2 protein-coding genes are annotated in these 4,190 nt (G+C 47.4%); both read right to left on the reverse strand.

Features of this window, described 5'->3' with window-relative positions:
- On the reverse strand, positions 1-359 hold a 359-nt coding region (locus tag VN105_RS14695; RefSeq protein ID WP_325642159.1), incomplete at its 3' end, for a DUF4259 domain-containing protein.
- 77 nt (positions 360-436) lie between these two features.
- Entirely contained in the window at positions 437-3,967 is a 3,531-nt protein-coding gene (gene smc, locus VN105_RS14700) for a chromosome segregation protein SMC (protein ID WP_325642160.1), read from the reverse strand.
- Positions 3,968-4,190: the final 223 nt, after the last annotated feature.

Consider the following 4,190-nt stretch of genomic DNA (forward strand, 5'->3'; position numbering starts at 1 on the left):
GCCCATTCTTCGCCGTGACCAGCTTCTTCCCAGTAATTCTTCATTTCGGAAGCAGCTACAATTTTGTTTACAGCGGCAATTGCCTGGTTCCTGAGTGCGCGTGTACCGATGAGGTTCAGCACATCCAGCTGATCCAGCGGATCTTCAGGGAAATCTTCGCTAGGGCGGCCTACCAATGCTGCCACCAGTTCTGCAGCGGCCAGTGCCTCTTCGCAATCCGAAACTTCCAGCGTTTCGATGTTATTGGTGATACGCGCCAGCGTATCAGCCACCAAACCACCATCTTTATTATCGATCAGGTCAAAAATCCAATCCTGTGATCCATCATTTTCAAAATTCCTGGTGCCCCATGCGCCCATAGTATTTACGTTTTTTTATTTTTTTAGAATAAAGAATAAAAGTAATGAACTCTCTTTACAACAACCAAACCAGGCGGCTAGTTTAAACTTCTGAAATCCACCGGAACCAGTTTGCTTACGCCCGGCTCCTGCATGGTTACCCCATAGATCACGTCTACAGCGGCCATTGTTTGCTTGTTGTGTGTTACAATAATAAATTGTGAATTATCGGAAAACTTCCGGATCATGTTGGTAAACTTACCCACATTGGCATCGTCCAATGGAGCATCTACCTCATCCAGGATACAGAATGGCGCCGGTTTAATCAGGTAAATGGCAAACAACAATGCCGTGGCTGTGAGCGTTTTTTCTCCTCCCGACAACTGCGTAATGGCCGCCGGGCGCTTCCCTTTTGGCTTCGCGATAATTTCAATACCGGTGTCTGCCAGGTTTTCCGGATCACTCAGGATCATATCGCACTGGTCTTCTTCCGTAAACAATGCTTTAAACACCCGGATAAAGTTCTCTTTTACCTGGTTAAAGGTATCCAGGAATTTCTGGTTAGCGGTAGACTCTACTTCCTGGATAGTAGCCAGCAGCGAGTCTTTCGCATTAACAAGATCCGTTTTCTGTTCCAGGATAAATTCGTAACGTTTCTTCATTTCCTGGTAAGCTTCAATAGCGGTAGGGTTAATTTCCCCCATGTTCTCCATGCGCTTTTTCAATCGCTCAGCACTACCGGTCAGTTCCTCTACAGACAGCTCGGAACTGCGCTGTTCGTCTATAATTTCATCCAGGTTCACTTTAAACTCCACGCTGAGCCTTTCCTTCATGGAGGTCAGTTGCAGCTTCAGTTCGTTCACTTTATCCTTGATGGTATTCAGTTGCTGTTCCAGTTCCTGTTTGGCGCGCTGTTTTGTTCTCAGCGTGGTTTCCAGTTCCTGCAGGTGGTTACGGAAATTATAGTATTCCTGGTCTTTTTCGTTGAGGGCTTTTTCTTCTTCTTCACGCTGGCGGAACAGTTCCACGAGACCATCGTCGGCATGACTCAGTTTATCTACCGCGGCGGCGATATTGGCCACCGCATCTTCCAGTTGTGATTTGTTACTGGTGATCTGCACATGCAGGTCTGCCAGTTGTTTGCGTTTAAATTCCAGTTCCTGTTTGAGGGCCTGTACTTTACTTTGCTGACGGGTATGTTGCAGGTTCTGGTTATTGAACTGCACCGTAGCCATATTGAACTGCTGTTCAGCTTCCTGGGCGGTCCTGTCTGCATCAGCGATGCTATCCTGCAGTTCATTCACCCTTTCATTCAGGCTTTCCAGTTCATCTTTTACGCCGGAAATGCTTTCCTGGTTGGTTTCCAGCGATTGCTGCATTTCTTCCAGGCGTTTATCGCCGGCATCAATGAGATGATGGAAGTTTTCAATCCTGTTCTGCAGGCCAAACAGCTGGTTGCTCAGCTGGTTTACCTTTTCCCGGGCAGTATTGATATTATTTTCGTTTAACTGGCTGTTATAGCCTAATACTTCATCGTGTTTGCTTTGCAGCGCTACTTTCAGGCGGCCCACCACATTTTCCAGGTCTTTGATCTCTGTTTCCAGTTTTTCCAGGTTCTTGGCCCTGCCGAGTTTTTTGCCTTCGAATAATCCAACAGAGCCACCGCTGATATTGTATTTGCCGCGGTGCATGCGGCCGGATTTTTCCACCAGCAGCATCCGTTCATCGGCTATCTGGCTAAATTCCAGCCTGGTGAGGTCATCCCCGATAAATACTTTACCCAGGAGGTGATGTCCGAGTCCCCTGTACTTTTCCTCGATTTCCACTACTTCCAGCGCTGGGATGGTGCCTGCGGGCGCCAGCAGCGGCGAATAATCGGCGCGGAACTGATCCAGGATAAAGAAATTGGCTTTTCCTTTTTTGTTGCTGTCGAGCAGCTGGATGGCCTGTACCGCTTCCTGCACGTTGTTTACCACGTAGTAACTCAGGTAAGGTTCCAGCAGGTTTTCCACGCAGGTGCGGTATTCTTCTTTACAGAAAAAGATATCGCTCAGGATGGGGGCGTTATTGTTCCAATCGGGATTTTTCTTAAGGAATTTGATACTCTCGGGATAGCCTTCCAGGCTGTCGACCAACGATTTGAGCAGGTCGAACTCGTTCTTTTTGGCGTCGAGGGTACGGTTTTCGTCCACCAGCTTGTCACGCAGCCCTTCTATATCTGACTGGGTGGCGAGGATCTTACTTTTGGTTTCTTCCTGGAAACGGACCATGTTTTCCAGTTCTGTTTTGCTGCCGGTCAGTGTTTGCTGCAGCGCCTCTTTTTCTGTTTCCAGCTGGGCGATCTGCTGCTGGCGGCTGGTCTTTTCTTCCTGGAGTTGCTGCATACTGCGTTGCAGGTTCATCACGGAGGTATCGGCAACGGCTACTTTCTTTTCCGCCTCAAACTGTTGACGCTGCCAGCGTTGCTGGTCGTTGCGCAGGGTTTCGAGGGCTTGTTTCTTTTGATGGAAGCGTTCTTTCTTTTCCTCTACCATATCGCGGAGGGTGTCCAGTTCGTCTGCCATTGTTTCAAATACTTCCCCTTCTTCTTCCACCTGTTTCTCGGTAAATTCAATAGAGGTGGTCAATCCCTGCAGTTGTCCTTCCGCATTATTGAGGAAGTCGCTGATATTTTTTTCCCGCTCGCGCAGATACGTAAGTTGTTGCGTAGCGAGATTCTTATCGTTTTCTTTGGTACGGATAGTGGAAACCAGTTCATTAAAGGATTTCTGCATGGTTTGCAGTTCCCTTTCTTTTGCCACGAAATGCAGTTTATCCTGTTCCACGGCTGCTTCTGCACTGAGGATGTCTGTTTCCAGCGCCAGTTTACGGTCGCTTTCATTCTGCTGGGTATCCGACAGTTCCTTGAAAGTGACGTTAAAGCCTTCCAGGGCGGCTTTGGCAAGTTCTATACTGATTTCGCGGTATTCCTTTTTCACCTCGTAGAAGCGCTCTGCCTTACGGGCCTGGCTTTCCAGTGTTTTGAGGTTGTTATTGATTTCGAACAACAGGTCCTCAATGCGGTTCAGGTCCCCTTCTGTGGCGTCCAGTTTGGATTTAGCTTCTTTTTTCCGGGTTTTATAAATGGAGATGCCGGCCGCCTGTTCCAGCATACGGCGACGGCTGTTTTCTTTGTCTTTGATGATGTCGTCCACCATGCCCAGCTCAATAATGGCATAGGAATCGGTACTTACGCCCGTGTCCATGAACAGGTTATGGATATCCTTCAGGCGGCAGGCCACGTCATTAAGACGGTATTCACTGTCGCCGTTCTTATAAAATTTACGTGTAATCGTCACCGTGGTAAATTCGGTGGGCAGTACGTTCTTGGTATTCTCGAAAGTGAGACTAACTTCCGCCATACCGCTTGCTGAGCGGCTTTTGGAACCATTGAACACAAGTCCCGCCTGGTTATCAGACCGGAGGTTACTGATTTTGTGCTCGCCGATTACCCAGCGGATGGAGTCGATGATATTACTTTTGCCGCAACCGTTTGGCCCAATCACCCCAGTGATGCCCTCATCGAACTGCAAAACGGTTTTATCTGCAAAACTTTTAAAGCCTTTAATTTCTAGTGTTTTTAAGCGCACGTCGTACTCCGAGGTTTTTTAAGGCGTCAAAGATATAATTTTACCCGAATGAAAAGTAATTTAAGTGAGATGCAATAATATACAGTAATTATTTATACACAATCACTGCTCATTTGCCTCTGTCCGCAGCACGCAACTAAGGTCTAAACGACTGGTTATAAATATAGTAAAAAGAACAATTACAATTTAATTCATTGTTAGAAAATTACGCGAACCGGAGCGG

The sequence above is a fragment of the Chitinophaga sp. genome (genome assembly GCF_035564935.1).
Lineage (GTDB): Bacteria > Bacteroidota > Bacteroidia > Chitinophagales > Chitinophagaceae > Chitinophaga.